General features: G+C 61.6%; 24 protein-coding genes. 11 read left to right on the top strand and 13 right to left on the bottom strand.

Translation table 11 applies throughout. From position 1 onward, the window contains the following. Positions 1–6: 6 nt before the first annotated feature. Complete coding sequence (cls, locus tag ABIE20_RS13960) at positions 7–1,446, bottom strand: cardiolipin synthase (RefSeq protein ID WP_429505575.1); 1,440 nt, start codon at positions 1,444–1,446, stop codon at positions 7–9. 127 nt (positions 1,447–1,573) lie between these two features. On the opposite strand from cls, the gene ABIE20_RS13955 reads away from it, so the two are divergent. Beyond that, the gene (locus ABIE20_RS13955; protein ID WP_429505574.1) at positions 1,574–2,101 is read left to right on the top strand and encodes a DUF3617 domain-containing protein; all 528 of its coding nucleotides are present in this window, start codon (positions 1,574–1,576) and stop codon (positions 2,099–2,101) included. A gap of 6 nt (positions 2,102–2,107) precedes the next feature. On the opposite strand, the gene folE2 is transcribed toward ABIE20_RS13955, so the two are convergent. Beyond that, positions 2,108–2,995 carry a GTP cyclohydrolase FolE2 gene (gene folE2, locus ABIE20_RS13950; RefSeq protein WP_429505573.1) on the bottom strand — a complete coding sequence of 296 codons (888 nt, stop codon included), beginning with the start codon at positions 2,993–2,995 and terminating at the stop codon, positions 2,108–2,110. 23 nt (positions 2,996–3,018) lie between these two features. Then, positions 3,019–3,405, bottom strand: coding sequence for a hypothetical protein (locus tag ABIE20_RS13945; protein ID WP_045199449.1), 387 nt, complete (start codon positions 3,403–3,405; stop codon positions 3,019–3,021). A gap of 119 nt (positions 3,406–3,524) precedes the next feature. Between ABIE20_RS13945 and zigA the strand changes: the two genes are divergently transcribed. Genes zigA through ABIE20_RS13930 form a run of 3 tightly spaced genes read left to right on the top strand, consistent with a single transcriptional unit; the run spans position 3,525 to position 6,357 of the window. Next, positions 3,525–4,733, top strand: a complete 1,209-nt coding sequence (gene zigA, locus ABIE20_RS13940) for a zinc metallochaperone GTPase ZigA (RefSeq protein WP_429505572.1) — start codon at positions 3,525–3,527, stop codon at positions 4,731–4,733. Continuing rightward, positions 4,733–5,341 (top strand): DUF1826 domain-containing protein, encoded by a 609-nt coding sequence (locus tag ABIE20_RS13935; protein WP_429505571.1) that lies wholly within the window; start codon positions 4,733–4,735, stop codon positions 5,339–5,341. The genes zigA and ABIE20_RS13935 overlap by 1 nt, the downstream gene beginning before the upstream one ends. A 44-nt stretch (positions 5,342–5,385) precedes the next feature. Beyond that, positions 5,386–6,357, top strand: a complete 972-nt coding sequence (locus ABIE20_RS13930) for a CobW family GTP-binding protein (RefSeq protein ID WP_429505570.1) — start codon at positions 5,386–5,388, stop codon at positions 6,355–6,357. On the opposite strand, the gene ABIE20_RS13925 is transcribed toward ABIE20_RS13930, so the two are convergent. Continuing rightward, positions 6,354–6,746, bottom strand: coding sequence for a DUF3301 domain-containing protein (locus ABIE20_RS13925; protein ID WP_010222780.1), 393 nt, complete (start codon positions 6,744–6,746; stop codon positions 6,354–6,356). The two genes, ABIE20_RS13930 and ABIE20_RS13925, sit on opposite strands and share 4 nt — an antisense overlap. Before the next feature lie 119 nt (positions 6,747–6,865). Here ABIE20_RS13925 and pdxY point away from each other — a divergent pair, with 119 nt between their 5' ends. After that, on the top strand, positions 6,866–7,738 hold the full coding sequence (pdxY, locus tag ABIE20_RS13920; protein ID WP_429505569.1) for a pyridoxal kinase PdxY: 873 nt from the start codon (positions 6,866–6,868) through the stop codon (positions 7,736–7,738). Here pdxY and ABIE20_RS13915 read toward each other — a convergent pair. Continuing rightward, positions 7,735–8,220: an acyl-CoA thioesterase gene (locus ABIE20_RS13915; RefSeq protein ID WP_010222782.1), complete on the bottom strand. Its 486-nt coding sequence runs from the start codon at positions 8,218–8,220 to the stop codon at positions 7,735–7,737. The genes pdxY and ABIE20_RS13915 overlap by 4 nt on opposite strands. A 325-nt stretch (positions 8,221–8,545) precedes the next feature. Here ABIE20_RS13915 and ABIE20_RS13910 point away from each other — a divergent pair, with 325 nt between their 5' ends. Beyond that, on the top strand, positions 8,546–10,306 hold the full coding sequence (locus ABIE20_RS13910) for a cation:proton antiporter (RefSeq protein ID WP_429505568.1): 1,761 nt from the start codon (positions 8,546–8,548) through the stop codon (positions 10,304–10,306). Between the two features lie 134 nt (positions 10,307–10,440). On the opposite strand, the gene ABIE20_RS13905 is transcribed toward ABIE20_RS13910, so the two are convergent. The 3 genes from ABIE20_RS13905 to uvrD form a co-directional block, all read right to left on the bottom strand. Further along, positions 10,441–10,848, bottom strand: a complete 408-nt coding sequence (locus ABIE20_RS13905; protein ID WP_010222784.1) for an SMI1/KNR4 family protein — start codon at positions 10,846–10,848, stop codon at positions 10,441–10,443. 112 nt (positions 10,849–10,960) lie between these two features. Continuing rightward, the gene (locus ABIE20_RS13900; RefSeq protein ID WP_429505567.1) at positions 10,961–11,809 is read right to left on the bottom strand and encodes a Tim44 domain-containing protein; all 849 of its coding nucleotides are present in this window, start codon (positions 11,807–11,809) and stop codon (positions 10,961–10,963) included. 195 nt (positions 11,810–12,004) lie between these two features. Then, positions 12,005–14,188, bottom strand: a complete 2,184-nt coding sequence (gene uvrD / locus ABIE20_RS13895; RefSeq protein ID WP_045199464.1) for a DNA helicase II — start codon at positions 14,186–14,188, stop codon at positions 12,005–12,007. Positions 14,189–14,411: 223 nt separating this feature from the next. Between uvrD and ABIE20_RS13890 the strand changes: the two genes are divergently transcribed. Then, the gene (locus tag ABIE20_RS13890; RefSeq protein ID WP_429505566.1) at positions 14,412–17,282 is read left to right on the top strand and encodes an EAL domain-containing protein; all 2,871 of its coding nucleotides are present in this window, start codon (positions 14,412–14,414) and stop codon (positions 17,280–17,282) included. Here the strand turns inward: ABIE20_RS13890 and zwf are convergent. Next, a complete protein-coding gene (gene zwf, locus ABIE20_RS13885; protein ID WP_429505565.1) occupies positions 17,279–18,721 on the bottom strand; it encodes a glucose-6-phosphate dehydrogenase in 1,443 nt (480 codons plus the stop codon). The genes ABIE20_RS13890 and zwf overlap by 4 nt on opposite strands. Positions 18,722–18,825: 104 nt before the next feature. Here zwf and hexR point away from each other — a divergent pair, with 104 nt between their 5' ends. Together hexR and ABIE20_RS13875 are read left to right on the top strand one after the other, a co-directional pair. Further along, positions 18,826–19,692 carry a transcriptional regulator HexR gene (hexR, locus tag ABIE20_RS13880; protein WP_038616018.1) on the top strand — a complete coding sequence of 289 codons (867 nt, stop codon included), beginning with the start codon at positions 18,826–18,828 and terminating at the stop codon, positions 19,690–19,692. A gap of 100 nt (positions 19,693–19,792) precedes the next feature. Beyond that, positions 19,793–20,011: a PA3496 family putative envelope integrity protein gene (locus ABIE20_RS13875; protein ID WP_429505564.1), complete on the top strand. Its 219-nt coding sequence runs from the start codon at positions 19,793–19,795 to the stop codon at positions 20,009–20,011. Here the strand turns inward: ABIE20_RS13875 and ABIE20_RS13870 are convergent. Beyond that, positions 19,953–20,900, bottom strand: a complete 948-nt coding sequence (locus tag ABIE20_RS13870) for a LysR family transcriptional regulator (protein ID WP_162195917.1) — start codon at positions 20,898–20,900, stop codon at positions 19,953–19,955. The genes ABIE20_RS13875 and ABIE20_RS13870 overlap by 59 nt on opposite strands. Before the next feature lie 203 nt (positions 20,901–21,103). Here ABIE20_RS13870 and ABIE20_RS13865 point away from each other — a divergent pair, with 203 nt between their 5' ends. Beyond that, positions 21,104–22,519: an acetyl-CoA carboxylase biotin carboxylase subunit gene (locus ABIE20_RS13865; protein WP_429505563.1), complete on the top strand. Its 1,416-nt coding sequence runs from the start codon at positions 21,104–21,106 to the stop codon at positions 22,517–22,519. A gap of 98 nt (positions 22,520–22,617) precedes the next feature. Then, on the top strand, positions 22,618–24,426 hold the full coding sequence (gene oadA / locus ABIE20_RS13860; RefSeq protein WP_429505562.1) for a sodium-extruding oxaloacetate decarboxylase subunit alpha: 1,809 nt from the start codon (positions 22,618–22,620) through the stop codon (positions 24,424–24,426). Between the two features lie 117 nt (positions 24,427–24,543). Here the strand turns inward: oadA and ABIE20_RS13855 are convergent, their stop codons facing one another. Genes ABIE20_RS13855 through ABIE20_RS13845 form a run of 3 tightly spaced genes read right to left on the bottom strand, consistent with a single transcriptional unit; the run spans position 24,544 to position 26,321 of the window. Beyond that, positions 24,544–25,215 (bottom strand): GNAT family N-acetyltransferase, encoded by a 672-nt coding sequence (locus ABIE20_RS13855; protein WP_429505561.1) that lies wholly within the window; start codon positions 25,213–25,215, stop codon positions 24,544–24,546. Positions 25,216–25,232: 17 nt separating this feature from the next. Beyond that, complete coding sequence (locus tag ABIE20_RS13850; RefSeq protein WP_429505560.1) at positions 25,233–25,679, bottom strand: N-acetyltransferase family protein; 447 nt, start codon at positions 25,677–25,679, stop codon at positions 25,233–25,235. Between the two features lie 12 nt (positions 25,680–25,691). Beyond that, positions 25,692–26,321, bottom strand: coding sequence for an FMN-binding negative transcriptional regulator (locus tag ABIE20_RS13845; protein ID WP_429505559.1), 630 nt, complete (start codon positions 26,319–26,321; stop codon positions 25,692–25,694). Positions 26,322–26,323 lie beyond the last annotated feature (2 nt).

The following is a 26,323-nucleotide window of genomic DNA, read 5'->3' as shown; positions in this document are numbered from 1 at the left end:
GGTGCCTTACAGGATCGGTGAAATCAGCCGGGCGATACGCATCCCCAGTTGTTGCAGGCGGTGCGTATCACGGGTGTCTTCGGCAGTGATCTCCCGGGACCGCTCGAAGTCATGGCTGAGCATCGCTTCGACTTGATCGGCAAATGCGCGGTCGACGGTCAGCAGCATGATCTCGAAGTTGAGCCGGAACGACCGGTTGTCGAGGTTGGCGCTGCCGATGGCGCTGATCTCGTTATCGATCAGCACCACCTTCTGATGCAGGAACCCTGGCTCGAAACGAAACATCCTCACCCCGGCGCGCACCGCTTCGAAGGCGAACAAGCTGGAGGCGGCGTAAACGATGCGGTGGTCTGGTCGCGATGGGATCAGGATGCGCACATCCACCCCGCGCAATACCGCCAGGCGCAGGGCAGCGAACACCGCTTCGTCAGGGATGAAGTACGGGCTGGTGATCCACAGGCGTTCGCGCGCCGAGTGGATGGCTTCAACGAAGAACAGCGAACAGGTTTCCTGCGGGTCGGCTGGCCCGCTGGCCAGTACTTGGCAGAGCACTCCGTCTTCCGGGTAGGTGTCCGGCAGGATCAGCGGCGGCAGTTTTCGCGACGCCCAGAACCAGTCTTCGGCGAACGACTCCTGCAGGCAGGCCAGCACCGGCCCGCTGACCTGGACATGGGTATCGCGCCAGGGCGACAGCTTGGGGGTGGCGCCGAGGTACTCATCGCCCACGTTGTGCCCGCCAAGAAACCCCTGCAAGCCATCGACCACAACGATTTTGCGGTGGTTGCGAAAGTTGACCTGGAAGCGATTGAACCAGCCGCGGCGGGTGGCGAAGGCGCGGATGTTGACGCCGCCTTCGCGCAGTTTGTGGGTGTAGGCGGAGGGCAGGGCGTGGCTGCCGACGCTGTCATAGAGCACGTAGACCTTCACGCCCTCGGCGGCTTTTTTCAGTAGCAGCGCTTGCAGTTGTCGGCCCAGGTCATCGTCGTGAATGATGAAGAACTGCACCAGCACCGTATCTCGCGCGCTGGCGATGGCGCGAAAGATTGCCTCGAAGGTGGCCTTGCCGTCGACCAGCAGACGTACCTGGTTGTTGGCCAGGCACGGCATGCGCCCCAGCTTGGGCATTGCCCGCAGCGCACCATAAGATTCCGAATTGCGCGCTGCCAGGGCTTCCTCGACCCAGGGTCGCCAGTTGAGATCGGCCATGGCCACGTGCATTTCACGGTTGGCTTGGCGCCGGGCCTGAATGTAGGCGTCGAAGGTACGGCTGCCAAACACCAGGTAGGGGATGAGGGTGAAGTAGGGAATGAACAGCAGCGACAATGCCCAGGCGATTGCACCCTGGGCCGTACGCACGGTGAACACTGCGTGCAGGGCGGCGATTGCACCCAGCAGGTGTATCACGCCAATGAGGTAACCGAAGAAGTAGGGGCTGTGGTAATCCATACGCATCCTGCTGTCCGAAGGCTCTACCCCTAACAGAGCATGTTCATGGCAGCACTTGCAACCGAAAGCACAAATTGACGTCTAAGCTGTGTTCCAGCTTGGGGCTGGAGTTTCGAGGAGTCACTACATGAAAAATCGTCTGTCGCTGCTGGCACTGATGCTGGGTCTGGCAAGCCCCATGGTGCATGCGCAGATGTTGCAACCTGGGCTGTGGGAGCTGACCACCAGCAACATGCAGGTTGATGGCAAGCCGCTTCCAGACATGGGCTTCATGCTCGGTCAGTTGAAGAACCTGCCGCCGGAGCAAAGGGCGATGATCGAAGGTGGCCTGGCCAAGCAAGGGATCAGCGTCGCCGGTCAAGGTGTGCGGTCCTGCCTGACGCCGGAGCAGGTGAAAACCAACGACATCCCGTTGCAAGATCCAAAATCTGGCTGTAACCAAAAGATTACCGAGCGCAACGGCAATGTCTGGAAGTTCACCTTCAGTTGTCCCAAAGCTCAGGGCAACGGTGAAGCGACCTTCCTCAGCGACCGAGAGTTCACCACCCAGGTTAACGGCACCTTCAATGCGTCCGGTGTGCAGCAACAGGGCAGCATGAACACCCGTGCGGTATGGCTGGGCAATGATTGCGGTACGGTCAAACCGCGAACCTGAAGCGCCTTACCACCGCCATTGGCTATGGGCGACCGCGTCGTGGGCATGCAAGCTTTCGGCATGTTCCACACGCAGGTTGAAGCCAGCGAGCCAGGACAAGCTCTTCAAGGCCACATTCAAGCGCCGCGCGGCATCTTCACAGAACATCAGGTTTTGCCCATTGGCCAAGGCAAAGGCCTGTTCGTCAGCGCGCTTCACCGCAGTTTGCACTGCAGTGCCCAGGGCGCTTTCGACTTGATTGATCAGCGGCTCTATTGGCAATTCATTGATGCCTGGGCGCAGACGTACCTGCAGCTTTGCCACACTGCGCTGGCTATGGGGCGTGGCAACAATACCCTCGGCACTGCCCAGCCAACTCAGGACGGCTTCATGGCTCAAGTTGCGATTGCCAAAATCGCTAATGTATTGCTGTTGAATTAGCTGCCGGGCCAAGGCGGCTGAGCAGGGGCAGGTGGAGGAATACTGCACATCGACAAATAGTTCCACGTGGAACACTCCGTCTTTTATCTGCGCATCCAGAGTAATCGGATAGGCTTTCCAACCCGCCAATGGGCTGACTAGCGCAGGGCGTTTGAGCATCAGTTCGAATCGCAGGGTCAAGAAGGCGCTGGCGGAAAGGCCGACATGACTGTCGAGAAAACCCTCCAGAACGCCATGCAGTAAGGCCGGGCTCAGCTCTTGGTGTTCCAGCGCTTCCAAGGCCAGATACAAGCGTGACATGTGAATGCCCCGGGAGGCACCATCATCAAGGCTGACACCAGCGTCGGCATTCGCGCGTAAAATCTGCCTGTTGATTTGTAGCGGCAGGGCAATGCCACACATGCCGACCCAATCCAATGGCAACTGGGAAGTGGTGGCTTGGGCAGCGATGTCAGGGAGGGTGAAGGCGCTCATCAGGGGTTCACTTTTCAAGAAGGCTATTGGCAGCCGCTCAGACGATTGCAGCGCAGATTGAAACGCTGCCCGCTGGAACTGGAGACTTTGTTCAAGGTGGTCCAGCCCACACGTTGGCTGTATCCGACCCAGGTTTCGCCGTTGCTCGCCACGCCTGTGAAGAAGGTCAGTTGGCCATAGCGGCTATTGGTTTGCGCCCACAACCTGCGGCCCTCCATTTCGAAGCCGCGCAGGTAGGTGGTGCTGCCCTGGGTTTGTACGCTGTAGTAATTGCCCTGGGCATCGCTGCAGGCAAGCAAGGTTGCACTGCGGGTACAAAGCGCCAGGCCGTTGCTGAGGGGCGCGCCGTTTGCAACGGCGGATTCGCACAGCAGCAAAGCAGCGAAGGCAAAAAGGCAACGTGATTTCATCTTCCAGGTCGGCCTTTGGTCATGTTCTGAGCGAAGTGGGTTGGCGAGATTGTATTGTTATAATATAACATTGCGCAATGCATCGTTCGAATGCACTCGCCCCGATGAGGATAGCCCCCATGCCCAACCGTCTTCCCGTCACTGTGCTTTCCGGCTTTCTGGGTGCCGGCAAAAGTACTCTGCTCAATCACGTGCTGAAAAACCGCGACAACTTGCGGGTCGCAGTGATCGTCAACGACATGAGTGAAATCAACATCGATGCCAGTGAGGTGCAGCGCAACGTCAGCCTCAACCGTGCCGAAGAGAAGCTGGTGGAGATGAGCAACGGCTGCATCTGCTGCACCTTGCGCGAGGACCTGCTTGAGGAGGTCGCACGCCTGGCCCGCGAGGGGCGTTTTGATTATCTGCTGATCGAGTCCACTGGCATTTCCGAGCCGCTGCCGGTCGCCGAGACCTTTACCTTTCGTGACGAGCAAGGCCGCAGCTTAGCCGACCAGGCGCGCCTGGACACGATGGTCACGGTGGTCGATGGCTTGAACTTCCTGCGTGATTATCAGGCCGCCGAAAGCCTGGCCAGCCGCGGTGAAACCCTGGGTGACGAAGATGAGCGCTCGATCAGTGACCTGCTGATCGAACAGGTGGAGTTCGCCGATGTGATTCTGCTGAGCAAGATCGACCTGATCAGCAGCGCCGAGCGTGAAGAGCTCAGCGCGATCTTGCGCAGCCTTAACGCCCAGGCGCAGATTGTGCCGATGGTCATGGGCCAGGTAGCGCTGCAGCAGATCCTCAACACCGGTCTGTTCGACTTCGAGCGCGCCGCCCAGGCGCCTGGCTGGCTGCAGGAACTGCGCGGCGAACACGTACCGGAAACCGAAGAGTACGGGATTGCCGCGACCACCTGGCAAGCGCGTCGGCCGCTGCATCCACAGCGCTTTTACGACTTTATCCACAGGCCCTGGGACAATGGCCGGTTGCTGCGCTCCAAGGGGTTCTTCTGGCTCGCCAGCAAGCACCAGGATGCCGGCAGTTGGTCGCAGGCCGGCGGCATGATGCGTCATGGTTTTGCCGGGCGCTGGTGGCGCTTTGTGCCCCGCGAACACTGGCCGCAGGACGAGCAGAGTAGCGCGCAGATCTTCAAGAACTGGAATGCAGAGTACGGTGACTGCCGCCAGGAGCTGGTATTTATCGGCCAGAACATCGACTTCACCCGGCTCGATGCCGAGCTCTCGAGCTGCCTGCTAGACGATGCAGAAATGGCTGCAGGCGTGAACGTTTGGCGGCAACTGCCCGACCCGTTCGGCCCGTGGTTTGACGAGGACGCGGCGTGATGCGCCAGGCCTTCGGCGAATCGCCTCAAGTGCTCACCGAGGCGTTGCAGGATGGCGTCAATCTCGCGGTATGGCAGCGCCGCTTGCCGGTTCAGATCGAAGACTTTGCCCGCATGTTGCTGTCGCTGAACCAGCCGCTGAGTGAAAGCCGGGTCATCGAGCTGGATGAGCAGCAACAGTTACCGGACCTCAATGGCTTGCTGGGCGGGTATGCCGACCTGGAAGGCCATGTGGCGTTTGTTACCGACGTTGCCTGGCTGGTGGCTGCCTACGCCTGCTTGCTCGACGCCCGGCGAGTCGGCCTGCGCTTGCAGGCGCTGGGCAACGCCATGTGCCCGCGATTTCATGTCGACCACGTCCCTTTGCGTTTACTGAGCACCTACGCCGGGCCGGGCAGTGAATGGTTGGAAGAAGGTGCAATCGACCGTTCGCAACTCGCCCGCGATCAGCCGCATGCCAAAGCAATCCGCCAGCTCGCCGAGGGTGAGGTGGCCTTGCTCAAGGGCGAGAAATGGCTCGGCAATCAGGGCGCCGGGTTGGTCCATCGCTCGCCGGCACTGGCCAACGGCGAACGTCGCTTGATCCTCAGCCTTGACTGGATGGCCTGATATAACGGCATAGTGGCGAAAATTTCAGGCGCACGCTCCGTCCCATGCTGCAGAACATTCCTACCCACGTGATTGCCGGCCCGCTCGGTGCCGGCAAGACCAGCCTGATTCGCCAGTTGCTGGCGCAGCGGCCCGCCGATGAGCGCTGGGCGGTGCTGATCAACGAGTTTGGCCAGATTGGCCTGGACGCAGCGCTGCTGGCAACCGATGACGATGGGATTGCCCTGGGAGAAGTGGCCGGCGGTTGCTTGTGCTGCGTCAACGGCATGCCATTCCAGGTCGGCCTGGGTCGCCTGCTGCGTAAGTCCAGGCCGCATCGGGTTTTTATCGAGCCGTCCGGGTTGGGTCATCCGTTGCAGTTGCTTGAGCAACTGCGTTTACCGCCCTGGCAAGGCGTGTTGGCGGTACAACCGGCAGTGCTGGTGCTCGATGCCGAGCAGTTGGCTGCAGGGGTTGCCTTGCCGCAAGCTCAGCAATCGACCTTGGGTAGCGCAGGGCTGCTGGTGATGAACAAATCCGCCGGATTGGACGCGCAAAAACGCTTGTGGATAACCTCTCAGCTTGCGGATGCCTGCTTGTACTGGACTGATTTCGGGCAGTTACCGTTGTCCGAACTGCCTGTGCAAAGCGATGCGGCAGTGCTTCCCGCTGCTGTGGATAAGCTGGCAATAGCTAATGTTTCCGGGGTGTCAGGTAGCCTGTGGACAAATCCACAGGAGCCGATTTGCAGTATTCACCAGGCTGCGGAAGGTTGGAGCATTGGTTGGCGTTGGCACCCGAGCCAGGTGTTTGATCGCACTCGCCTGGAGCTTTTTCTGCAAGACCTGGGTTGGCGCCGGGCCAAGGCAGTTATCCACAGCCTGAACGGCTGGCAGTCGCTCAACGCGCTGGCGGGGCAGGCGTCGTTGTCGTGGACCAGCAGCGAATGGCGCCGTGACTCGCGGCTGGAGCTGATCTTCGCCGCGCCGCAGGACCCTGTACCGTTGAAGCAAGTCATGCTGGCCTGCCGCGTCTAGTTGCGCCAGCGGTTATGATCCTGACGCCACTGGTTCATCTCGACCACGTTGTCGTGGTGTTGAGGCGTCTTGATCTCGAACGGGTAGGGCGCCAGTTCGATTTGCATGGTATGGGCGCCGAACTGGGTGACTGTACCGGGGTGGCGCTGCTCGCCGGTCACGGTGAATTCGAAGTTGTACACCCGCGCCAGGCGCTTGCGGCCGTTGGCATCGCGAACAAAACCGATGCGCTTGAGCGCGACATTGCCATCGAGCAGTTCCAGGTCGAGCTTGGCGCAGTGCTGCTTGACCCGCTCCAGAGCCTTTTCACGCAAGCCGTGGTTATGCCACAACCAGGCGCCTGCCGTGGCCAGCAGCATCAGCACGAAGAGATTTCCCAGGGTCAACATTTACATATGCTCCAACGAGGTATGCCCAGCTTAACTGCCTCCCCGGTCTGTCGTACAGGTGGCATTTAGCGCCATACTGCGCGCCTTGTTTTTCATTCCTACGCTTTCGGAAGACCTGCATGAAACGTACACCGCATCTGCTCGCCATCCAGTCCCACGTGGTTTTCGGCCATGCCGGCAACAGCGCTGCGGTGTTTCCCATGCAGCGGGTCGGGGTGAAGGTCTGGCCGCTCAATACCGTGCAGTTCTCCAACCATACTCAGTATGGCCAGTGGACCGGAGAAGTGCTTGCTCCAGCGCAAATACCTGCACTGGTAGAAGGGATTGCGACGATCGGTGAGCTGGGCAACTGCGATGCGGTGTTGTCTGGTTACCTGGGCAGTGCCGAACAGGGGCGGGCGATCCTCAGCGGCGTGGCCCGGATCAAGGCGGCCAACCCGCGTGCTTTGTACCTGTGCGACCCGGTGATGGGTCATCCCGAGAAGGGCTGCATCGTCCCGGCCGAGGTCAGCGAGTTTCTGCTCGAAGAAGCGCTGGCCCGTGCTGATGTACTGTGTCCCAACCAGCTGGAGCTGGACAGCTTCTGCGGGCGCCGTGCCGAGTCGCTGCAAGACTGTGTCGACATGGCCCGCAGCCTGCTGGAGCGCGGCCCGAAAGCGGTGCTGGTCAAGCACCTGGCGTACCCGGGGCGTGGCGCGGAAGATTTCGAAATGCTGCTGGTGACCGGCGAAGGGAGCTGGCACATCCGCCGCCCGCTGCTGGCATTCGCCCGTCAGCCGGTAGGCGTTGGCGACCTGACCTCAGGCTTGTTCCTGGCGCGCTTGCTGCTGGGCGATGACTGGGTAGCGGCGTTTGAATTCACCGCCGCCGCAGTACACGAAGTGCTGCTGGAAACCCAGGCCTGTGCCAGCTACGAGCTGGAGCTGGTGCGGGCGCAGGATCGCATCGTGCACCCGCGGCTGCGCTTTGCGGCGCAGCCTCTGGCCGTTTAAAGGGCGTCGCCCTTGAGCTCCTGGTAACGCTTTTCCAGCTCCTGACGGATCAGCCGGCGCTGCTTGCCCTGAAGGAAGCGGCGCTTTTCTTCGCTGGTTTCAGGCTGGCGCGGCGGCACCGCAACCGGCTTGCGGTCGTCATCGACGGCGACCATGGTGAAGAAGCAGCTGTTGCTGTGGCGCACCGAGCGTTCGCGAATGTTTTCGGTGACCACCTTGATGCCGACTTCCATCGAGGTGTTGCCGGTGTAGTTGACCGAGGCGAGGAAGGTCACCAGCTCGCCGACATGCACCGGCTCGCGAAAGACCACCTGGTCGACCGACAGGGTCACCACATAACGACCGGCGTAGCGGCTGGCGCAGGCATAGGCCACTTCGTCGAGGTATTTGAGCAGCGTGCCGCCGTGGACGTTGCCAGAAAAGTTGGCCATGTCCGGTGTCATCAGGACGGTCATCGACAGCTGGGCGTTTCCAGGTTCCATAGTGTGCTCACGGTAAGGTTGCGCTGAGGCGGGGTGGCGATTGCTGTTCACGCTTCTTTCCCCCAATACGATTCCCATCTAAGTAGACGGGACGCTGACAGCGGCCTTGCCGTCACGCTATTTGTGCCATTTGCGGCGATGCTTAGGTCGATCTGTTTCTTCATATTGCATCGGCTTTTCGCGACAAGCGGCGGTGTTAACCTGAGGAAGCCCATGCAAGGTGGGCTTTCCTACATTTAAAACGCTATGTACCCGCAACTCAATCAGACAATTCATCGGGTGAGTTGCGGCTTGTCTCTGGATACCAGGTAAGGAGTCCCACGCCGTGCATGCCATCAGCTTTATTCAGGATTTGGCAGTGATCATGCTGGTTGCCGGGGTGGTCACTATTCTGTTCCATCGCTTCAAGCAGCCCGTGGTGCTTGGCTACATCGTTGCCGGTTTCATCATCGGCCCGCACACCCCGCCGTTTGGCCTGATTCACGACGAAGACACGATCAAGACCCTGGCCGAGCTCGGGGTAATCTTCCTGATGTTCTGCCTGGGGCTGGAGTTCAGCCTGCGCAAGTTGTTCAAGGTCGGGGCCACGGCGTTCATCGCCGCGTTCCTGGAAATCGTGCTGATGATCTGGATCGGCTTCGAGATCGGCCGCTGGTTCGGCTGGAACACCATGGATTCGCTGTTCCTCGGCGCCATCCTGGCGATTTCCTCGACCACCATCATCGTCAAGGCGCTCAACGACCTGAAGATGAAGAACGAGCGTTTTGCGCAGCTGATCTTCGGCGTGCTGATCGTCGAAGACATCCTTGGCATAGGCATCATCGCCTTGCTCTCGGGTATTGCCGTGAGTGGCACAGTAAGCTCTGGCGAGGTGTTTTCCACGGTCGGCAAGCTGTCGCTGTTCATGATCGTTGCCTTGGTCATCGGCATTTTGCTGGTGCCACGCCTGCTGGCTTACGTGGCCCGCTTCGAAAGCAACGAGATGCTGCTGATTACCGTCCTGGGCTTGTGTTTCGGCTTTTGCCTGCTGGTGGTCAAGCTTGAATACAGCATGGTCCTGGGCGCCTTTCTGATTGGCGCGATCATGGCCGAGTCGCGCCAATTGCTGAAGATTGAGCGCCTGATCGAACCGGTGCGCGACCTGTTCAGCGCGATCTTCTTCGTCGCCATCGGCTTGATGATCGACCCATCGATCCTGGTCGAGTACGCCTGGCCTATCGTGGTCATCACCATTGCCGTGGTACTGGGCAAGATGCTGTCCTGCGGCATGGGCGCCTTTATCGCCGGCAACGATGGACGGACCTCGCTGCGGGTCGGGATGGGTCTTTCGCAGATTGGCGAGTTTTCGTTCATCATCGCCGCACTGGGCATGACCCTGCAGGTCACCAGCGACTTCCTGTACCCGGTGGCGGTAGCTGTTTCGGCCATTACCACGCTGCTCACGCCTTACCTGATTCGCGCCGCCGACCCATTGTCGCTGAAGCTGGCCAAGGTCGTACCGGGGCGCCTGTCGCGGGTGCTGTCGCTGTATGGTGAGTGGCTGCGCAGCATCCAGCCTCATGGCGAAGGGGCGTTGCTGGCGTCGATGATCCGGCGGATTCTGCTACAGGTGGGGGTGAACCTGGCGCTGGTGGTGGCGATCTTCTTCAGCGGTGGTTACTTCGCCGCGCGCATCGGTGACTACCTGAGCGAATGGGTCAGCGATGTGGGACAGCAAAAGGCTCTGATCTGGGGGGCGGCGCTGATGCTGTCGCTGCCGTTCCTGATTGCCGCGTACCGCAAGCTCAAGGCGCTGTCGATGCTGTTGGCGGAGATGGGGGTCAAGCCGGAGATGGCCGGGCGGCATACCCAGCGGGTTCGGCGAGTGATTGCCGAGGTAATTCCGCTGTTGTCGCTGCTGGTGATTTTCCTGCTGCTGTCGGCGCTGTCGGCCAGCATTCTGCCCACCAGCGAGCTGCTGTTGCTGATCGTGGTAGTCGCGGCGGTGGTGGTTGCGGTGCTGTGGCGCTGGTTCATCCGTGTGCATACACGCATGCAGATCGCCTTGCTGGAGACCCTGGAAAACAACCAGGAAAACCACCACTAAGAGGCGCTTCCTGCGCGGGGCGGTTCGAATGTCCGAGGGGATGGAGCGGTAGCGAAGCGCCACGCGCGGGAAGGCGTGGCGATTCTACGAGCATTAATAGCCAAGAGCCATTATTTTATGCGGGTATTTCTCATTCAGCTTTCCAGCCAGACGTCCCGCGCCCAGTGCCAGACCGATTCCCAGCTGTCTTCGGTAACGATCTCTTCTTCGCCGGACCACAGCACCACGGTGCCGTCTTCTTCGACGCAGTAGTAGTCGTCGCCGTCCTGGCAGATCGGGATCAGGTCACGCGGCACGCCGGCATCCCAGGCATTGGCCGCCACGTCCGGCAAGTAGGTATGCGACTGCGGGTCGGTGACGGTGACCGGCTCCAGGCTGCCGTAGACCACGTCGCTGACCGTCAGCAGGAATTCCTTGAAGACGAACGGAATGTTGATGAACAACTCTTCTTCGATTTCGACCAGTTGGTCTTCGTCCGGCAACTCCAGCGGCACCGGTACCGGTTCATTGGCTTCTCGGAGCTGTTCGATGACTTCTTCCACGGTTCTATCCTCTAACCTTTACGACACGCTGCGCGTTATACCCTAGTAGCCTGCTGCGCTAAAAGCAAAACCCCGGGACAAGCCCGGGGTTTTTTTGTGCAATGCCTCAAGATCAGCCGTTCTGACGGATCCCGGCAACCAGCCAAGGCTGGTTCTCGCCCGGTGCGCGTTCCATGTTCCAGCTTTCGCTGAACGGTTCGCCCTGGTCGAAGCGCGAGGTCTTCGACACACCACTGAACGTCAGGGTGGCGATGGTCTTGTCGGCGCGGTCGTCGACGCCGTCGAGCTGCACGTTCAGGTCGTCGATGTAGGTGGACTGGAATGCATCACCCAGGTCAGCACGCTCCTGCTTGAGGAACTGCAGCATCTGCGGGGTGACGAACTCGGCGATCTTGTCCATTTCGTTGGCATCCCAGTGCTGCTGCAGCGACTGGAAGTGGTTGCGGGCAGCAGCCAGGAAGCTCTGCTCGTTGAACCAGGCCGGGGCGTTGATCACCGGACGGGCGGCGGCAGGTGCAGCCGAACCACCGAAGATCGACGACTGGGCAGGCTGGTGCACTTCACGCTGGAAAGGCGCGTGGCCGGCGGCGGCCATTTGTGGCTGCTGCTTGCGGCGACGGGCGGCAATGAAGCGGAACACCAGGAAGGCGATCAGCGCCATGATCAGGATGTCGAAGATCTGCATGCCCTGGAAGCCGTCGCCCATGAACATGGAGGCCAGCAGGCCACCGGCGGCGAGACCGGCCAGGGGGCCGAGCCAGCGCGAAGCACCGCTGGCAGCGGCAGGTGCGCGACCTGGCGCAGTTGGCGAGGCAGCCGGAGTAGCCGGGGCCGCCTGACGGGTCTGGTGGGTCGGCGCGGCGCCCGAGCTCTTGCCGCCGCCGAAGCGTTTGGCGTTGGCGTCGAGACTCATCGTCAGGCCGATGCACAGCGCCAAAGCGATGCTAAGAAAACGTTGCATAGAAGGGTATTCCCGTTTTGTGGATTGCACGCGCGTCATGGTGCACAGGTTGTAGGACACATGACCAGCGCCATAATGTTTCCAGCTTTTGCCTGAATGATCTGAATACGCTGTAGGAGCGGGCTTGCCCCGCGATTGCGGCGTGCAAGTCACATTGCATCGCGGGGCAAGCCCGCTCCTACAGGATTTTTTGCGTTACAGCGCTTCGAGCTTGGCGTAACCGAGCATCAGCCACTTGCTGCCTTCGGCAAAGTTGACCTGGACCCGGGCTTGGGCGCCGGAGCCTTCGAAGTTGAGGATCACACCTTCGCCAAATACCGCATGCTGCACCCGTTGGCCAAGGTTGAAGGCGGTCTGCGGGATGTTGGCGTTGGCGAACAGGCTGCTCGAGTTCTGCTGCTGACCGGAGCCGAACGGGCGGCTGACGCTGTTGGACAAGCGCACTTCCTGCACCAGGCCGGCCGGAATCTCGCGTACGAAGCGCGAGACCTTGTTGTAGGTCTCGCTGCCGTACAGCCTGCGGGTTTCGGCGTAGGTCATCACCAACTGCTGCATGGCGCGGGTGATGCCGACATAGGCCAGGCGGCGTTCTTCTTCAAGACGGCCGGGCTCTTCCAGGCTCATCTTGTGCGGGAACAGGCCTTCTTCCATGCCGACCAGAAACACATGGGGGAACTCCAGGCCCTTGGCGCTGTGCAGGGTCATCAGCTGGATGCTGTCTTCATGCTCGTCGGCCTGGGCGTCGCCGGCCTCCAGCGAAGCATGGCCGAGGAAGGCCGCCAAGGGCGACAGTTCGGCGTCTTCTTCGCTGTTTTCGAAGTTGCGCGCGGCGCTGACCAGTTCCTCAAGGTTTTCTACCCGGGCCTGGCCCTTCTCGCCTTTTTCTTCCTGGTGATAGACGATCAGCCCGGACTGCTCGATAACCGTCTGGGTCATCAGGTGCAGGGGCATCTCCAGGACCTTGGCGGCAAGGTTCTCGATCATTTCCATGAACGCACCCAGGGCGCTGGCGGCGCGGCCTTTGAGCGCTTTGTTGGCGATCAGCAGGCTCATCGACTCCCACATCGAGACCTGGGCGTGACGCGCGTGTTCGCGAATCGCTTCGACGGTTTTTTCGCCAATACCGCGTGGCGGCACGTTGATCACCCGCTCGAGGGCGGCGTCATTGCCGCGGCCTTCGAGCAGGCGCAGGTAGGCCATGGCGTTCTTGATCTCGGCGCGTTCGAAGAAGCGCTGGCCGCCATAGATGCGGTAAGGAATGCGTTCGCGCAGCAGCGCCTCTTCAAGCACCCGCGACTGGGCGTTGGAGCGATAGAGAATGGCGATATCGCTGCGTGCGAGGCCAGTCTTGAGCGCGCTTTCGATGCTCTCGACCACGTAGCGGGCTTCGTCGTGTTCGTTGAAGGCGGCGTACAGGCTCAGCGGCTCGCCATCGCCACCGTCGGTCCACAGCTCTTTACCCAGGCGCCCGCTGTTATTGGCGATCAGGGCGTTGGCCGCCTTGAGGATGCCGGCGGTGGAGCGGTAGTTCTGCTCCAGGCGAATCAGCTCGGCGTCGGGGAAGTCGGCGGTGTACTGGTGGATGTTCTCGATCTTGGCGCCGCGCCAGCCATAAATCGACTGGTCGTCGTCGCCGACCACCATCAGGCTGTCGCCACCTTTGGCCAGCAGCCGCAGCCAGGCGTACTGCACGGCGTTGGTATCCTGGAATTCGTCGACCAGCACATGGCGGAAGCGCCGCTGGTAGTGCTCGAGCAGACCCGGATGGTCGCGCCACAGGTCCAGGGCGCGCAGCAGCAACTCGGAGAAGTCGATGACGCCGGCGCGCTGGCAGGCTGCCTCGTAAGCTTCATAGATGCTGCGCATGGTGCCCAGGAACAGGTCGCCACTGGCTTGAATATGTTGCGGGCGCAGGCCTTCGTCTTTCTGGCCGTTGATGAACCACTGGGCCTGACGAGCCGGCCAGCGCTGTTCATCGAGGCCCAGCTCACGGATCACCCGTTTGACCAGGCGCTGCTGGTCGTCGCTGTCGAGGATCTGGAAGTTCTGGTTCAGCCCGGCCTCTTGCCAGTGCGCGCGCAACAGGCGGTGCGCCAGGCCGTGGAAGGTGCCGACCCACATGCCGGCCGGGTTGATGCCCATCAGCTGTTCGATACGCTGGCGCATCTCGGCAGCGGCCTTGTTGGTGAAGGTCACTGACAGGATCGAGTGCGGCGAGGCCTGCACCACCTGGATCAACCAGGCGATGCGGTGCACCAGCACACGGGTCTTGCCGGAGCCGGCACCGGCCAGGACCAACTGACGACCGACCGGCGCAGCTACAGCCTGGCGTTGGGCGTCGTTGAGAGAGTTCAACAGGAGAGAGAGATCATCGCGCATCCGGCCATTTTAGGGGCGCAGGCGACCCTTGGGCAAATATACAGTAGAAAAACTTGGCGCTGACGACCGGCCGGTCACCGGCTCCAGCCCAAGGCCTGCGTGCTTGAGCACCTGCCGTCGGGAAATGCGATGAAATAATTATGATCCAGAGCAGTTTGGCCCAGGGGCTTGCTTGTGTATGCTCCGTGCACGTTTAAGGCTAACCATTACAAGAACACCGCCTATGACACTCGGTTCCGACTCCCTGAGCGCCCCAGCCCAAGCGCGCCGGAGTATTCGCAAACACTTCGCACCGCAACTGGCTGTCGAGCGCACCCGCCTGCTGTATCAAGGCTCGTTGCTGCCGACCCTGTTCATGCTGCTCAACGGCCTTGTCTGTGCCTGGCTGCTGTGGAACCCGGCGCGTTACCTGCTGGTCAGCGTCTGGGTGGTCTGGCTGATGGCGCTGGTGGCGTTGCGGGTGATCCAGGTGGCCGCTTTCGATGCTGCCATGCCCGACCGGCAAGCCCAGCCGACCTGGTGGCGGATGTTTTTGCTCGGTTCGGCCTTCAGCGGCCTGACCCTGGCCAGCGCGGCGATTGCCCTGGTGCCTGTAGACAACTTCGTCCAGCAGGCCTGGGTGTTTGGCCTGCTGGGGGCGGCGACGCTATCGGCCAGCGTGGCCTATGCCGTCAGCCTGCCGGCGTTTCTCAGTTTTACCTTGCCGTGCCTGCTGCCGCCGATTGCCTTCTTGTTCTGGAATGGCGACGAACAGCAGCGCGGCTGGGGCTGGCTTGGGCTGATCCTGTTGATTGCGCTGTCGGTGGTGGCCTGGCAGGTCAATCGGCTGATCGAACGCGGATTGCTGCGACGCTTTCAGAACCAGGAGCTGATCGAGCATCTGCAAGCGGCGCAAAGCCGCAGCGAGAGCCTCAACCAGGCATTGGCCAAAGAGGTCGAACAGCGCCGGTTGATCGAGGAACAGCTGCGTGAGGCGCAGGTTGGGCTGGAGTCGCGTGTTGCCCAGCGCAGCCAGGAACTCGATGTCGCCAACCAGGCCCTGAGCAAGAGCGAACAGCGCCTGGCCCTGGCGCTTGAGGCCAGTGAGCTGGGGCTGTGGGACTGGAACCTGGACACCGACGAAATCCACCACACGCAATTGCGCGAGTTGTTCGGCCTGGAGCCTGAGCAGGTCCAGGAAATGCTCGCGCACCTCAAGCCACGCCTTCATCCCGACGACGTTCCGTTGCTCAAGCGCACCCTGGTCGAACACCTCAAAGGGCGCAGCGAGGACTACCGCATTGACTACCGGGTGCGTCACCGCCAGGGCCATTGGTGCTGGATTGAGGACCGTGGCCGGGCGGTGGAGCGTGATGCCAGCGGGCGGGTACTGCGCATGCTCGGCACCCGCCGGGAAATCAGCGCGCAAAAAGCCCAGGAGGAGCAACAGCGTCTGGCTGCGACAGTGTTTGAAGCGGCCAGCGAAGGCATTGTGATTCTTGACCCTGACTATGTACTGCTGGCCGTCAATCAGGCCTTCTGCCGGGTCACCGGCTACAACCGCGAAGAACTGCTGCAAGGGCGGTTGCTGGAGCTGGCGTGCAGCCTCGATGCTCGCCGACATTCACAGGCTATCGAGCTGGCCCTGGAGCAACAGGGCAGCTGGCAAGGCGAACTGGTCGAGGCGCGCAAGAACGGTGAGCTCTATCCACAGTGGCTGCAGCTTAACGGTGTACGTGATGCCCGCGGCAACCTGACCAGCATCGTCGGCTTCTTTACCGACCTGTCGGCGCGCCGCGAGTCTGAAGAGCGCCTGCGCTACCTGGCCCACTATGATGAACTGACGGGCCTGGCCAACCGCGCCTTGTTCCGCCTGCGCCTGCACGAGGCCGGCGAGCGCCTGCGCCAGAGCGGGCGTGGCCTGGCCCTGCTGCACATCGACCTGGACCGCTTCAAGCTGCTCAATGACAGCCTTGGCCATGAAGTTGCCGACCATTTGCTCAAGCAGATGGCCCAGCGCATCAGTAATGCCATGCCCGAGGCCGACACCGTGGCGCGGCTTTCCGGCGACGAGTTCGCCGTGCTGTTCGACGCCTACAGCAACCTGTCGAGCCTGGTACGGGTCGCCAGCCGCCTGCTCGACAAGCTACGCGTGCCCCTGCGGGTCGATGGCCACGAACTGGTGATCAGCGCTTCGGTGGGTATCAGCTTGCTGGCCGACACCTCGCGGGATGTCACGGTGCTGGTCAGCCAGGCCAATACCGCCATGCAGCACGCCAAGCACCTGGGTGGCGACAACTTCCAGTTCTACACCGAGAGCTTGCAGGCCAGCACCCTGCAGCGCCTGCAGCTGGAAAACCACCTGCGCAAGGCCATCGAAGAGCGGCAATTGCAGGTCTACTACCAACCCAAGCTGTGCCTGGCCACCGGCCGCCTACATGCGGCCGAGGCGCTGGTGCGCTGGCAGCATCCGCAGTGGGGCATGGTGCCGCCGTCGGATTTCATCGGCCTGGCCGAAGAAACCGGGCTGATCGCGCCGATGGGTGAATTCGTCCTGCGCCAGGCCTGCTGGCAAGCCTGCGAGTGGCAGCGCATGGGCCTTGCGCCAATCCGAGTATCGGTGAACCTGTCGGTGTATCAGTTGCGCCAGGGCAAGCTGGTCAGCCTGGTGCGCCAGGTGCTGGATGAGAGCGGGCTGGCTCCGCATCTGCTGGAGCTGGAGCTGACCGAGAGTCAATTGCTCGACAGCGTCGAACACATCATCGCCACCTTCCGCCAGTTGCATGAACTGGGGGTGAAGCTGGCGATCGACGATTTCGGCACTGGCTATTCATCGCTCAGCTACCTCAAGCGTTTCCCGGTGGACTACGTGAAGATCGATCAGGCCTTTATCCGTGGCCTGAGCGAGGGCAGTGAGGACGCGGCCATCACCCGGGCGATCATCGCCATGGCCCAGAGCCTGGACCTGCAGGTGGTGGCCGAGGGCGTCGAAACCCAGGAGCAGCTGGATTTCCTGCGCAAGCAGGGCTGCAACGAAGTGCAGGGCTACCTGATCAGCCGGCCGGTACCGGCGCAGGAGCTGGCAGGCTTACTCGCCAGCCGCTACCGCTTTTAGAGGTGCCAGGCGCGGCCTTGGTGGGCCAACAGGCTATGGGCCTGGTCCGGGCCGTTACTGCCAGCGTGGTAAGGGCGCGGCGCCTGGAAGTGCTCTTGCCAACCATTGAGGATCGGGTCGATCCAGGCCCAGGCCGCCTCGACCTCGTCACGGCGCATGAACAGCGTTGAGTCGCCTTCGAGCACATCCAGCAACAGCCGTTCATAGGCGTCCCAGCGGCGAGTCTGGCCGAATACCTGGGCCAGGTTGAGGTTGAGTTCCACCGGCTCCAGGCGCATGCCCTTGCCCGGGGTCTTGGTCATCATCTGCAGGCTGATGCGCTCGTCGGGTTGCAGCTGGATCAGTAGCTGGTTGGCCTGGTCACCTTCGAACAGGCGATGGGGCACCGGCTTGAACTGGATGACGATCTGCGACGAGCGCTTGGCCAGGCGCTTGCCGGTGCGCAAGTAGAAAGGCACGCCGGCCCAACGCCAGTTGTTGATATGTGCTTCTACGGCGACGAAGGTCTCGGTATCGCTGTCGTTGTCGACATCTTTCTCGAAGTAATAGGCTGGTACTTCCTGGCCGCCGATCTTGCCGGCGCTGTACTGGCCGCGCACAGTCTTGTCCTGCACGTCCTGGCCGGTGATAGGTTGCAGGGCCTTGAGGATCTTCACTTTCTCGTCGCGAACCGCCTCGGCCTCGAACTGTGCTGGCGGCTCCATGGCCACCAGGCAAAGCAGTTGCAGCAGGTGGTTCTGCAGCATGTCGCGGGTGGCACCGGCGCGGTCGTAGTAGGCGCCGCGGTTCTCTACGCCCAGGGTTTCACACACGCTGATCTGCACATGATCGACCTGGTTGTTGCGCCACACCGGCTCGAGCAGGGCATTGGCAAAGCGCAGGGCCATGAGGTTCTGCACAGTCTCCTTGCCCAGGTAGTGATCGATTCGAAACACCTGCGACTCGGCGAACACCGCGCCGAAGGCCTCGTTGATTGCCGTGGCCGACTCCAGCGAGTGGCCAATGGGTTTTTCCAGGACGATGCGCGCATCGTGGTCGGCGAGTCCGGCGATTTTCAGGTGGTTGGCAATCGGCACGAACAGGTTCGGTGCGGTGGCCAGGTAGTAGATCCGGGTCAGGCCACCGGCCTCACCAAGGAAGCGCGCAAGGCGCACGAAGTCGGCACTTTGCGAAGCGTCCATGGGGAAGTAGTCGAGGCGCGCCGAGAAGCGCGCCCAGACATCCTCGTCAAAGTCGGCGCGGGCGATCTGCGCCCGGCAGCGACGTTCGGCGAGCTTGAGGAATTCATTGCGTGGCAGATTGCTGCGGGCCAGGGCGATGATGCGCACGGCAGGGTGCAGGCGAGCCTCGCGATACAGGTGGTAGAGCGCCGGAAGCAGTTTGTGCAGGGCCAGGTCACCGGTGCCGCCGAACACCATGATGTCGCAAGGGATAGTCAATACCACCACTCTCCTAGTTCGTTTAGCTGGGCGGGTCGCCGGTCATGTAGTATAACTACAAGAAAGCTACAACCCGGTCAGTCGATCATAACCGAGTCCTGCCCTTGAATCTGTTGCAACACATCGCCCAGTCGCGCCATCTGCTACGCAAATCGGAACTCAAGGTTGCCGATCACGTGCTGCTTGATCCAGCGGCCGTCATGCATAGCTCAATGGCCGACCTTGCCCACAGCGTCGGCATCAGCGAGCCGACCATCGTGCGTTTTTGCCGTGCGATCGGTTGTTCCGGTTTCCAGGACCTCAAGCTCAAGCTGGCCCAGAGCCTGGCGGCGGGCGCGAGTTTCGGCCAGTTCGCCATTCACGAAGACGACTCGGTTGCCGACTACAGCCTGAAGATCTTCGACACCACTCTGCACACCCTGATGGAAGTGCGCGAGCACCTCGATCCACAGGCTTTGCAGCGTGCGGTATCCGCCATGGCCCAGGCCCAGCGCGTCGAGTTCTACGGCTTTGGTGCCTCCGGCGCGGTAGCGGCCGATGCCCAGCACAAGTTCTTCCGCCTGCTGCTGACCGCGGCGGCGTATTCCGACCCGCACATGCAGGCAATGTCGGCGGTCACTCTCAAGCCGGGCGATGTGGCCATCTGCATTTCCCAGTCGGGGCGCTCCAAGGACCTGCTGATCACCGCCAACCTGGTGCGTGAAAGCGGCGCCACGCTGATCACCCTGTGCCCAAGCCAGACCCCATTGGCGGAGCTGTCGACCGTCAATCTGGCCATCGACGTGCACGAAGATACCGAGATTTACACCCCGCTGACCTCGCGCATCGCCCACCTGGTGGTGATCGACGTGCTGGCCATGGGCGTGGCCATGGCCCGTGGGCCGAGCCTGGTCAACCACCTCAAGAGCGTCAAACGCAGCTTGCGCAGCCTGCGCCTGTCGCCCAAGTCGATCAAGGCGATGGACGACTGAGTCTTTGGTGCGGGTTCATTGATTTGTCATTGACCCGCCGCCAAACCGTAATGCCACGACGTCAGGCTGAAACTCCCGCACTCGATAAGGGAGATATGCAATGGCTCGTGAATTCGATGGCTCGTACCAACCCAACGCCAAATCCCGCAAGCAGCAGGAAAAAGACCAGCGCCGCATGGAGTTTCGCCGCGCGATCGAAAGCTACTCCGAGCAGCGCCGCCTGCTGCAGGAAATTACCGACTACCCCGACTTGCAGAGTATCAGCGTGTGGCAGGTATCGGCGGCAGAATCCCCGAGAAACGCTCAACAAGCCCGCTGATCTGCGCACGTTCGCTGCGAATGAACGCTAAAAAGGCCAGGGCTACCGGCGACTGCCGCTTGGCCTTGGACTGCACCACGCACCAGCTGCGGTACAGCGGCAGCTCTTCGACCGGCAGCTCGCGTAGCACGCCAGTAGCCAGCTCCAGGTTCAGCGCGTGGCGGGTCAGCAGGGCGATGCCCAGGCCGGCAATCACGCACTCGCGCTGGGCATCGGCCGAGGCCACCTCCAGCGTCTGGGTGAAGTGCACGCGCTTTTCCTTGAAGTACTCCTCGCAGGCTTTGCGCGTGCCCGAGCCCTGTTCGCGTACCAATAGCGTGTGCGGCTCAAGGTCCTGCAGACGCAGGCTGTCGAGCTTGCACAGCGGATGATCGGGTGGCGCCACGGCAACGATCGGATTGTTGAGGAACGGCAGGAACTCCAGGCCCATGTCCTGGGGCACCATGGACATGATGATCAGGTCATCGCGGTTGTCCGAGAGACGACGGATGGCTTGGGCCCGGTTGACTACCGTGAGGGTAAGATTGACCTCGGGGTGCAGGCGCTTGAAAGCGGCGAACAGGTGCGGGACGAAGTACTTGGCACTGGACTCGACCGCCAGCTTCAGTTGCCCCTGCAGCGAGCCCTGCATGTCCGAGAGCTGCATGTCGAGGCTCTCCAGGCGCCCGAAGATATCGCGGCTGGCGCGTTGCAGCGCTTCGGCGGCCTCGGTCAGGTAGAGTTTTTTGCCGACGTACTCGAACAACGGCTGGCCGACCAATTCTTCGAGCTGGCGGATCTGTAGACTAACGGCGGGTTGCGTCAGGTTCATCTCCTCGGCCGCCCGGCTGTAGGAACGCAAATCACAGACCTCATTGAAGATCTGAAGTTGACGCAATGTCATACGCATCAATGACTTACGCATTTCTCTCAAGCCCCGGCAAAACCTTGTAACAGCACTATAAGCTTTTGCTTATGCACACCCTAATAAATATTGATTTTTGTTTATCCAGAGACAGCGCTAGGGTAAAGATGCGACTGGCCAGCGACGATTGGTCACGCGCCGACCGGCGTTGCCGGCTCGTTTGTTCTAGCGGCCTTGGGAATATTCCAGTGATAAAAAAGATCCTGATCGCCAACCGCGGTGAAATTGCTGTTCGAATCGTGCGTGCCTGCGCCGAGATGGGCATCCGTTCCGTGGCGATCTACTCCGACGCCGACCGCCATGCCTTGCACGTTAAACGTGCCGATGAGGCCCACAGCATTGGTGCCGAGCCCCTGGCCGGCTACCTGAACCCGCGCAAGCTGGTGAACCTGGCCGTGGAAACTGGTTGTGATGCGCTGCATCCCGGTTATGGTTTTCTGTCTGAGAACGCTGAACTTGCGGACATCTGTGCCGAACGCGGTATCAAATTCATAGGCCCGGCGGCTGAAGTCATTCGCCGCATGGGTGACAAGACCGAAGCCCGCCGCAGCATGATCAAGGCCGGCGTACCGGTCACCCCTGGCACCGAAGGCAACGTCGCCGACATCCACGAAGCCCTGCTTGAAGGCGACCGCATCGGTTATCCGGTGATGCTCAAGGCTACTTCCGGCGGTGGCGGTCGCGGTATTCGCCGCTGCAACAGCTGTGAAGAGCTGGAGCAAGCCTTTCCGCGGGTAATCTCCGAAGCGACCAAGGCTTTCGGTTCTGCGGAAGTGTTCCTGGAAAAATGCATCGTCAACCCGAAACACATCGAGGCGCAAATCCTCGGTGACAGCTTCGGTAACGTTGTCCACCTGTTCGAGCGTGACTGCTCGATCCAGCGCCGTAACCAGAAGCTCATCGAAATCGCCCCGAGCCCGCAACTGACCCCCGAACAGCGCGCCTATATCGGCGACCTGTCGGTGCGCGCGGCCAAGGCCGTGGGCTACGAGAACGCCGGTACCGTGGAGTTCCTGCTCGCCGATGGCGAGGTGTACTTCATGGAGATGAACACCCGGGTGCAGGTGGAACACACCATCACCGAAGAAATCACCGGCATCGATATCGTCCGCGAGCAGATCCGCATCGCTTCCGGCCTGCCGCTGTCGGTCAAGCAGGAAGACATCCAGCACCGCGGCTTCGCCCTGCAGTTCCGGATCAATGCCGAAGACCCGAAGAACAACTTCCTGCCCAGCTTCGGCAAGATCACCCGTTACTACGCCCCCGGCGGCCCGGGCGTTCGCACTGACACGGCGATATACACCGGCTACACCATTCCACCGTTCTACGATTCGATGTGCCTGAAACTGGTGGTCTGGGCGCTGACCTGGGAAGAAGCCATGGACCGCGGCCTGCGGGCCCTGGACGACATGCGCGTGCAGGGGGTGAAAACCACTGCCGCCTATTACCAGGAAATCCTGCGCAATCCGGAATTTCGCAGCGGTCAGTTCAATACCAGCTTCGTTGAAAGCCACCCTGAACTGACCAACTACTCGATCAAGCGCAAACCCGAAGAGCTGGCCCTGGCCATCGCCGCCGCCATCGCCGCCCACGCAGGCCTATGAATGCAGCCGCAAGCTGCCAGCGGCAAGCTGCAAGTAGAAGCGGATCGGCTTTTTCTTGCGGCTTGTAGCTTGAAGCTTGCCGCTATGAGGAGATAAGAATGTCCAAGAAGATCTTTGTCACTGACACAATCCTGCGCGACGCCCACCAGTCCCTGCTGGCCACCCGCATGCGTACCGAAGACATGCTGCCGATCTGCGACAAGCTAGACAAGGTCGGCTACTGGTCGCTGGAGGTCTGGGGCGGGGCGACCTTCGACGCCTGCGTGCGCTTCCTCAAGGAAGACCCGTGGGAGCGCCTGCGCAAACTGCGCGCGGCACTGCCCAACACTCGCCTGCAGATGCTCCTGCGCGGGCAGAACCTGCTGGGCTACCGCCACTATAGCGATGACGTGGTCAAAGCCTTCGTCGCCAAGGCAGCGGTCAACGGCATCGACGTGTTCCGCATCTTCGACGCCATGAACGACGTGCGTAACCTGCGCGTGGCGATCGAAGCAGTGAAGGCCGCCGGCAAACATGCCCAGGGCACCATCGCCTATACCACCAGCCCGGTGCACACCATCGAAGCATTCGTCGCCCAGGCCAAGCAGATGGAAGCCATGGGTTGCGACTCGGTGGCAATCAAGGACATGGCCGGCCTGCTGACCCCGTACGCCACCGGCGAGCTGGTCAAGGCACTGAAGGCCGAGCAGTCGCTGCCGGTGTTCGTCCATTCTCACGACACCGCCGGCCTGGCTGCCATGTGCCAGCTCAAGGCAATCGAAAACGGCGCTGATCATATCGATACGGCGATCTCCAGCTTCGCCTGGGGCACCAGCCACCCGGGCACCGAGTCGATGGTCGCGGCCCTCAAGGGTAGCGAATTCGACACTGGCCTGAGCCTGGAACTGCTGCAGGAAATCGGCTTGTACTTCTATGCCGTGCGCAAGAAGTACCACCAGTTCGAAAGCGAATTCACCGCCGTCGATACCCGTGTGCAAGTCAACCAGGTACCGGGCGGGATGATTTCCAACCTGGCCAACCAGCTCAAGGAGCAGGGCGCGCTCAACCGCATGAACGAAGTGCTGGCGGAAATCCCGCGGGTCCGCGAAGACCTCGGCTTCCCGCCGCTGGTGACCCCGACCTCGCAGATCGTCGGTACCCAGGCGTTCTTCAACGTGCTCGCCGGCGAGCGCTACAAGACCATCACCAACGAGGTGAAGCTGTACCTGCAAGGCGGTTACGGCAAGGCTCCAGGTGTGGTCGACGAAAAACTGCGGCGCCAGGCCATTGGTAGCGAAGACGTCATCGACGTGCGCCCGGCCGATTTGCTCAAGCCGGAAATGACCAAGCTGCGCAACGACATCGGCGCCCTGGCCAAGTCGGAAGAAGACGTACTGACCTACGCCATGTTCCCGGATATCGGGCGCAAGTTCCTCGAGGAGCGCGAGGCCGGCACCCTGACCCCTGAAGTGCTGCTGCCGATTCCGGAAGCAGGCGCGGTGGCGTCGGCTGGTGGCGAAGGCGTACCGACCGAGTTTGTCATCGACGTGCACGGCGAAACCTACCGGGTGGACATCACCGGTGTCGGCGTCAAGGCTGAAGGCAAGCGTCACTTCTACCTGTCCATCGACGGCATGCCGGAAGAAGTGGTGTTCGAGCCGCTCAACGAGTTCGTCGGCGGTGGCAGCAGCAAACGCAAGCAGGCCAGCGCGCCGGGCCATGTCAGCACCACCATGCCGGGCAACATCGTCGATGTACTGGTCAAGGAAGGCGATACGGTCAAGGCTGGCCAGCCGGTGCTGATCACCGAGGCGATGAAGATGGAGACCGAAGTGCAGGCGGCGATTGCCGGCAAGGTCACCGCCATTCATGTGGCCAAGGGCGACCGGGTCAACCCGGGCGAGATCCTGATCGAGATCGAGGGCTGATTTTCAGGCCCTCATCTACAAACGGTTAACCTCTGGGGGGCGTATGCCTCCCTTTTTTTGTCTGTCGCGGCGGTGCCTGGCCCAGAACCCTGTGGGAGCCGGCGTTGCCGGCGATTTTTAGCCAGCGCGACACGCTTGCAGTGTCCGCACCTGTCCCTCGGGCCGCTGGTTATCTGCCGCCAGCCAGCGCTCGAACCCCGCCGCAATTGCCGGCCATTCATCATCGGTAATCGAGAACCAGGCGGTGTCGCGGTTTCGGTCCTTGATCACCATGTGCTTGCGAAACACACCTTCGAAGGTGAAGCCAAAGCGCAGCGCGGCGCGCTTGGAGCGGGCGTTGTCGTTGTTGCACTTCCATTCCAGGCGACGGTTGCCCAGCTCGAACGCCAGCTTGCCAAGCAGGTACACCGCCTCGGTACTTTTGGGGGTGCGCTGCATGGCGGCGCCGAAGGCGATGTGGCCAATCTCGATGCGGCCCTGGTCAGGCACGATCGACATCAGGCTGAGGATGCCCTGGGTCTGGCCGCTGGCCAGATCAATGACGCTGTAAAACAGCGGATCGCCGCTGGCGGCATTGGTGTCGAGCCAGTGATCGAAGTCTTCGCGCTCGGTGAACGGGCCGTAGGCCAGGTAGTCCCACAGTTTACGGTCGGCCTGGGAGCCCTGGAACACTTCCCAGAGGTCTTCGGTGTCGCGCTTGGGGTCGAGTTTTTCCAGGCGCACGAAGCGCCCGGTCAATGTTGCAGGTTGCGGGCGCTTGGCCGGATGCCAGTGCAATGGGCTGCTCATGGGGTGGCTCCTCTGGCTTACAGCGGTTTGCGAAACTGGACGAAGCCGGGCCGCTCGGCGACCTGTTCGTACAGGCTGATGGCCGTGGCGTTGGTTTCGTGGGTCAGCCAGTGCACCTTGGCGCAACCTGCCGCCTTTGCCGTAGCGTAGACGTATTCGATCAACTGGCGGCCGATACCCAGGCCACGTTGCTCACTTTGCACGTAGAGGTCCTGCAGGTAGCAGGAGTTCTCGATACTCCAGTTGGAGCGGTGGTAGATCCAGTGGACCAGGCCCAGCGCCTTGCCGTCGACCCAGGCCAGCGCGGCGTTGGTCGGCTCGGCCGGGTCGAGCATGCGCGCCCAGGCCACGGTGCTGACCTCGTCGTCGATACGGGTTTCGTAGAAGCGCTGATAGGCCTGCCACAGCGGTAGCCAAGCGCTGTGATCGTCGGCGGTGACAGGGCGGATGGTGACGTTAGGCATAGGTGTGTTCCTTCAAGGTTGGCCCATCAGGGCGGCAAGTTGGTTGTCCAGGGGATCGCTGCTGGCCGCAAGGCCGGTTCGCACGCCTTCGATGTCGATGGCCGAACGGTTCTGGCTGAGTTTGCGTGTGCCTTGCAGGCGCTCGATGGGCAGGGCGAAGCCGACGATCGCCTTGAGCATGCCGGCCATGTAGTCGGCAGGCGCCTCGTCCACCGACCAGGGTTTGGCCTGGCGTTGTTCGTGGTGATCACTCAGGCGGCGGACGATCTCCAGCAGACGCTCGGCGTCATGGAAAACCTCGGCCTTGCCCCAGGCGTGCACCGCCACGTAGTTCCAGGTCGGAACCGTGCGCGGATCGTCAACCTTGCTGGGGTAGTAGCCGGCGCTGACATAGGCATCGGGCCCGGCAAAAACCAGTAGCGCTTCGGCGCCGTTGGCCAGCTCCTGCCATTGCTTATTGGCCCTGGCGAAGTGGCCGTACAGGGTGCCGTTGCTGCCCTGGTTGCGATCCAGCAGCAGGGGCAGGTGGCTGGCCTGCAAGCCTTGTTCGCCGTTTGTGACCAGTACGGCCAGGCGCGTTTGCTCGATCTGCAGATGCAGGCGGTCGAGGTCGGTTTCCTTGTAGCTCGAAGGTGTGAACATGT

The sequence above is a fragment of the Pseudomonas sp. 2835 genome (genome assembly GCF_050435905.1).
Classification (GTDB): Bacteria; Pseudomonadota; Gammaproteobacteria; order Pseudomonadales; family Pseudomonadaceae; genus Aquipseudomonas.
The sequence above is the reverse complement of the archived record's forward strand: the minus strand, read 5'-3'. Positions and strand labels throughout refer to the sequence as shown.

Excerpts from the sequence above, each read along its gene's own strand:
- cls (WP_429505575.1), bottom strand. The coding sequence starts at position 1,446 with ATGGATTACCACAGCCCCTACTTCTTCGGTTACCTCATTGGCGTGATA.
- ABIE20_RS13955 (WP_429505574.1), top strand. The coding sequence starts at position 1,574 with ATGAAAAATCGTCTGTCGCTGCTGGCACTGATGCTGGGTCTGGCAAGC.
- folE2 (WP_429505573.1), bottom strand. The coding sequence starts at position 2,995 with ATGAGCGCCTTCACCCTCCCTGACATCGCTGCCCAAGCCACCACTTCC.
- ABIE20_RS13945 (WP_045199449.1), bottom strand. The coding sequence starts at position 3,405 with ATGAAATCACGTTGCCTTTTTGCCTTCGCTGCTTTGCTGCTGTGCGAA.
- zigA (WP_429505572.1), top strand. The coding sequence starts at position 3,525 with ATGCCCAACCGTCTTCCCGTCACTGTGCTTTCCGGCTTTCTGGGTGCC.
- ABIE20_RS13935 (WP_429505571.1), top strand. The coding sequence starts at position 4,733 with ATGCGCCAGGCCTTCGGCGAATCGCCTCAAGTGCTCACCGAGGCGTTG.
- ABIE20_RS13930 (WP_429505570.1), top strand. The coding sequence starts at position 5,386 with ATGCTGCAGAACATTCCTACCCACGTGATTGCCGGCCCGCTCGGTGCC.
- ABIE20_RS13925 (WP_010222780.1), bottom strand. The coding sequence starts at position 6,746 with ATGTTGACCCTGGGAAATCTCTTCGTGCTGATGCTGCTGGCCACGGCA.
- pdxY (WP_429505569.1), top strand. The coding sequence starts at position 6,866 with ATGAAACGTACACCGCATCTGCTCGCCATCCAGTCCCACGTGGTTTTC.
- ABIE20_RS13915 (WP_010222782.1), bottom strand. The coding sequence starts at position 8,220 with ATGGAACCTGGAAACGCCCAGCTGTCGATGACCGTCCTGATGACACCG.
- ABIE20_RS13900 (WP_429505567.1), bottom strand. The coding sequence starts at position 11,809 with ATGCAACGTTTTCTTAGCATCGCTTTGGCGCTGTGCATCGGCCTGACG.
- uvrD (WP_045199464.1), bottom strand. The coding sequence starts at position 14,188 with ATGCGCGATGATCTCTCTCTCCTGTTGAACTCTCTCAACGACGCCCAA.
- ABIE20_RS13890 (WP_429505566.1), top strand. The coding sequence starts at position 14,412 with ATGACACTCGGTTCCGACTCCCTGAGCGCCCCAGCCCAAGCGCGCCGG.
- ABIE20_RS13875 (WP_429505564.1), top strand. The coding sequence starts at position 19,793 with ATGGCTCGTGAATTCGATGGCTCGTACCAACCCAACGCCAAATCCCGC.
- ABIE20_RS13870 (WP_162195917.1), bottom strand. The coding sequence starts at position 20,900 with ATGCGTATGACATTGCGTCAACTTCAGATCTTCAATGAGGTCTGTGAT.
- oadA (WP_429505562.1), top strand. The coding sequence starts at position 22,618 with ATGTCCAAGAAGATCTTTGTCACTGACACAATCCTGCGCGACGCCCAC.
- ABIE20_RS13855 (WP_429505561.1), bottom strand. The coding sequence starts at position 25,215 with ATGAGCAGCCCATTGCACTGGCATCCGGCCAAGCGCCCGCAACCTGCA.
- ABIE20_RS13850 (WP_429505560.1), bottom strand. The coding sequence starts at position 25,679 with ATGCCTAACGTCACCATCCGCCCTGTCACCGCCGACGATCACAGCGCT.
- ABIE20_RS13845 (WP_429505559.1), bottom strand. The coding sequence starts at position 26,321 with ATGTTCACACCTTCGAGCTACAAGGAAACCGACCTCGACCGCCTGCAT.